Origin of the sequence: Streptomyces sp. SID14478 (assembly GCF_010548525.1) — a bacterium.
Lineage (GTDB): Bacteria > Actinomycetota > Actinomycetes > Streptomycetales > Streptomycetaceae > Streptomyces.
The window spans coordinates 1-4,482 of record NZ_JAAGMG010000953.1 but is presented as its reverse complement, the minus strand read 5'-3'; the positions used below and the strand labels follow the sequence as shown (position 1 = coordinate 4,482).

Annotated in this window: 3 protein-coding genes and 1 pseudogene; 2 read left to right on the top strand and 2 right to left on the bottom strand. The window is 71.2% G+C overall.

Annotated elements, in window-relative coordinates; genetic code table 11:
• Both G3I40_RS30910 and G3I40_RS30905 read right to left on the bottom strand, forming a co-directional pair.
• Positions 1 to 508: TerD family protein (locus G3I40_RS30910; RefSeq protein WP_164305930.1), on the bottom strand; the 508-nt coding region annotated here is incomplete at its 3' end.
• Between the two features lie 95 nt (positions 509 to 603).
• Complete coding sequence (locus tag G3I40_RS30905; protein ID WP_164305929.1) at positions 604 to 2,178, bottom strand: TROVE domain-containing protein; 1,575 nt, start codon at positions 2,176 to 2,178, stop codon at positions 604 to 606.
• Positions 2,179 to 2,638: 460 nt separating this feature from the next.
• Here G3I40_RS30905 and G3I40_RS30900 point away from each other — a divergent pair, with 460 nt between their 5' ends.
• Both G3I40_RS30900 and G3I40_RS30895 read left to right on the top strand, forming a co-directional pair.
• Positions 2,639 to 4,162, top strand: coding sequence for an amino acid permease (locus G3I40_RS30900; RefSeq protein ID WP_164305928.1), 1,524 nt, complete (start codon positions 2,639 to 2,641; stop codon positions 4,160 to 4,162).
• 103 nt (positions 4,163 to 4,265) lie between these two features.
• Positions 4,266 to 4,482: pseudogene (locus G3I40_RS30895) on the top strand (hypothetical protein); the annotation flags it as partial.

Below are 4,482 nucleotides of genomic sequence, written 5' to 3'. Positions count from 1 at the left end.
CGGCGGGCGCCGCCGGTTCCTCGACCGAGACGCCGAAGTCCGTGGCGATACCGGCCAGACCGTCGGCATAGCCCTGACCCACGGCGCGGGCCTTCCACGCCCCGTTCCTCAGGTACACCTCCATGACCACCAGCGCCGTCTCCGCGCCGAGCTGCGGCGGCGTGAACGTGGCCAGGACCGCGCCGCTCGCCGCGTCCCGGATCGTGGCCGTGGGCTCGATGCCCTGGAACGTCTGGCCCGCGGCGTCGGGGCTCGCGGTGACCACGATCTTCTCGATGCCCGGCGGGACGGCGCCGGTGTCGACGGTGATCGAGTCCGGGGCCGAGCCCCCGCCCGAGGTGTACGTGACACCCGGGCCGGCGGGCTGGTTGTAGAAGATGAAGTCGTCGTCCGAGCGCACCTTGCCGTCGGCGGTGAGCAGCAGGCCCGATACGTCGAGCCGCACGGGGGCCGAGACGTCCACCGCCACACGCTGCACCGTGAGCGGGATGTTCGAGCCGGGGGTCATGTCGGTCATGCAAGGGGTAACGAGCGGGTCCGCTTTACCGTTCCCTTACCGAAGACTTTTCTTCCCCGTGCCCCCGCCCGGCCCCCGTGCGGCCCTCAGATCCAGGGCCAGTCCGCGTCCCGCCCCGCCTCCAGCAGCGACACCATCCGGAAGGCCGCGTCCGAGAGCCCGCCGAAGGTGTGGCGGTGGGGCCCCGACGGCGCGTGGGCCGCCCGGTACCCGGCCAGGTTCCACGTGTACACCGGCACCTGCGCCGGAACGGCGCGCGCCGCGTCCCCGTACCTGCTGTACGCGGCCTGCTCGTCGGTGACGATCAGCACCCGGTCGTGCCCGCGGAAGTGGCGGCGTACCGCCTCCGCCGTGTTCGTCCCGCCGAGGTCGCCGAAGCGCTCAAGGACCTTCAGGACGGACTCGCCCTTGCGGTACATGACGTCGGTGCTGCCGGTGCCGAACTGCACCAGGTCGGCCCGCTCGGCACGCAGCGCGAGCGCCGCGCCGAACACCGCCGCCGCGTCCGCCCGGTTGAGCTGCGAGCGCGCGGACAGCGGAGCCCACATCGAGCCGGAGCGGTCCACCAGGATCAGCGAACGCCCGGTCAGGGGCGCCACGCCGGCCAGTGAGTGGCCGAGCGCCTGCTCCAGCGGGTACGCCCAGCGCAGCGACGGGGCGTGCCGGTACGCGGCCAGGTAGCGGATCGGGAACTGGCGCGAACGTGCGACCTCGGCCGGGTCGGAGATCTTCGCCGCGACCCGCGCGGCGGCCTCGTCCGAGACGCCCGCCTCGTCGAAGTTCCGCAGGTTCCGTACGAGCGCCATCGCGCCCATGGACGGGATCACGGCCTCCCACGCCGCCTTGTCCATCGGCCCCTGCAGCCAGCCGGCCAGCGCCTCCCACGTCATGCCCGCCGCGGCGAGCCGCTCGGCGCCGCCCGCGGAGGTCAGGACCGCGCGCCGCTCGGCGACCGGCACGGCCATCAGCTCCCGGTGCGCCACCAGGACGTCGACGGAGGCCGGAGCCACGGCCGTGCGCGGGTGGTGGCGCCGGTCGAGGGCGTACCGGAACAGGTCGCCCTGCCACGGCCGCGCCGGGTCGGGCGTCGCGTGCACCACGTTCAGGACGTCGCCGAACCGGAAACCCTTGGCCGCGGTGTCGTACTTGAGGAGTGCCTTGCCGTGGTACAGGCGGCGCACCCCGTCGGCGATGCCGCGCTTGACGGGCTGGGGCACGGCCCGGCCGTACGTCTGCGTCCAGTAGCCGAGGAACTCGCCGGGCTCGTCCGGGCGGCGCAGCACGGAGGCGACGACCTGCCGGTTCGCGGGCCCGTCGGTGGCGCCCGCGTCGAGGCGCGCCTTCACGTACTCGGCGGCGCCGACGAGGGAGGCGGTCCGCATGTTCGCGTCGCCGCGCAGCCAGCCGAGCAGGCCCGCGGTCCACTCCGGGTCGCTCACGGCGAGCCGGCGCACCAGCGCCCGGAACCGGTCGTCGCGGCCCGCGCCGTCCTCGTAGAAGGTCTGCTGGGAAACGAAGTTGGCCACGGCGAGCAGAAAGAGCTCGGAGCGTGCGTCCCGCTCGAATCCGATGCCGCCCTGATGGGTCGGCAGGGAACGGCCATTGGTGCGTACGGCCGAACGGAGAGCGGCCTTGTCGGCCTTGCGGTTCAAACGAGACATGAGAATTCCCCCCGAATTCATGAGTGCCGTACGGAGGAAAGCGCGGCGAAGGGCGTGCCCGAGGTCGGAGGTCGACGACGGAAACGGCCGGTGCTCCGTCCGCTGGAGCTACGGCGACCCGAAGTCGCCGACGGGATGCGAACCCGCGACCCCCGGCTCCAAGGAAGTACCCGTCGTCTGCGCACCGGGCACACCCCGCCTGCCACGCCTCCCGAGATCAACGTCGGCCACGGCGTCGGTTTCTTGTCGAGAGAAGGAGCCGTGGCCTTCGCACCGGGAGGTGCGAAGAAATGCGGATGTCCAGAGATCGAGGTCGGCGGAACCACAGATGGTGCTCTGCCACTGAGCTACACCGGCACGCAATGCCGGCGGCGGGAATCGAACCCGCGGCCTCCCCGTTATGAGCGGAAGTAGGTCCTGCCTGTCGCACCTGGACGAGAAAGACTGTAAGGCGGCGCGCATGAACGACGCCAAGCATTTATTTTGCGAGAGTCCGGGCGTGCACCAGGAAAAAGAACCGCATGGCACCGACTCGCACCTCGACGATCCCACCACGGCCGAGGGCGTCGCCGACGCGGGCGACCTCGGCTACAGCAAGGACCTGAAACCCCGTCACATCAGCATGATCGCGATCGGCGGCGCGATCGGCACCGGGCTGCTGTACGGCGCGGGCGGCAATCTCGCCAAGGCCGGTCCCGCCCTCGCCCTCGCCTACGCCGTGTGCGGCGTGTTCGCCTTCTTCGTCGTGCGGGCCCTGGGCGAACTGGTGGTGCACCGGCCGTCGTCCGGCTCGTTCGTCTCCTACGCCCGGGAGTTCCTCGGGGAGCACGGCGCGTTCGTGGCGGGCTGGATGTACGTCATCCAGTGGGCGACCGCCGGCATGGCGGACATCACCGCGGCCGCGATCTACGTCCATTACTGGTCGCTGTTCACCTCGGTCCCGCAGTGGGTGCTCGCGGCGATCGCCCTCGCGGTCGTGCTGACGATCAACCTCATCTCCGTGAAGGCGTTCGGCGAGATGGAGTTCTGGTTCGCGATCGTCAAGGTCGCCGCCCTCGTGGTGTTCCTGTTGATCGGGATCTACTTCCTCGTCTCGCGCGAGCCGGTCGACGGGCACACCGCGGGCATCTCCCTGATCGCGGACAACGGCGGCGTGTTCCCGCTCGGCGTGTGGCCGGTCGTGCTGATCACCCAGACCGTGATCTTCGCGTACGCGGCCGTGGAGATGGTCGGCGTGACGGCGGGCGAGACCGCCGACCCGGCGACGGTCGTACCGAAGGCCGTGAACTCGATCATGTGGCGGGTGGCGATCTTCTACGTCGGCTCGATCGTGATGCTGACGCTGCTGCTGCCGTGGACGGCGTACTCCGGGGACCAGAGTCCCTTCGTGACGGTCCTGTCGAAGATCGGGGTGCCGGCGGCGGGCGGCATCATGAACCTGGTCGTGCTGACCGCCGCGATGTCCTCCCTCAACTCCGGTCTCTACACGACCGGCCGCATCCTGCGCTCGATGTCGATGGCGGGCTCCGCGCCGTCCTTCACGGCCAGGATGAGCCGCAGCCACGTCCCGTACGGGGGAATCCTGTTGGTGGCGACGGTGGCGCTGTTCGGGGTCGCGCTGAACGCCTGGCTGCCCGACGAGGCCTTCACCATCGTCACCAACATCTCCTCGCTCGGCGTCATCTCCACCTGGTCCATGATCATGATCTGCCACCTGCTGTTCGTGCGGCAGGCGCGGCTGGGCCTGGTGCGGCGGCCCGCGTTCCGGCTCTGGTGGTCGCCGTGGATCGAACTGGTGACGGTCGCCTTCCTGCTCGCCGTCATCGTGATGATGTGGTTCGACACGGACGGCTCGGGCCGGGACACGGTCCTCACCCTCGTCCCGATCGCGCTCGCCCTGGCCGCGGGCTGGTTCGCGGTACGGCGGCGGGTGCACCGGATCGCCGCGGAGCGCCAGGCCCCGCCGACGGATCCGCTGGCCTGAACGACCGACAAGCGGATGCGCGTCGTACGGTTTCCCGGGAACCCCGGACGTCCCTGCGGACGTCGCACGGATCACGGGGGCGCGGGCAGTCAGGAGTGTGGCGATGGGTGCGGTGGACGAGGTCGGCTTCGGGGAGTACCGGACGGTGGTACCGCTCGGGGCGGGCGGCATCGGCAGGGCCCATCTGGCACGTTCGGGGTCGGGCCGGCTCGTCGTGCTGAAGGTCGTGCACCCGCAGCTCGCCGCCAGGCCCGGGTTCCGCGAGCGGCTGGGCAGCGTGGCGCGGGCGGCGCAGGGCGTGCGCGGCCCCTTCACCGCGG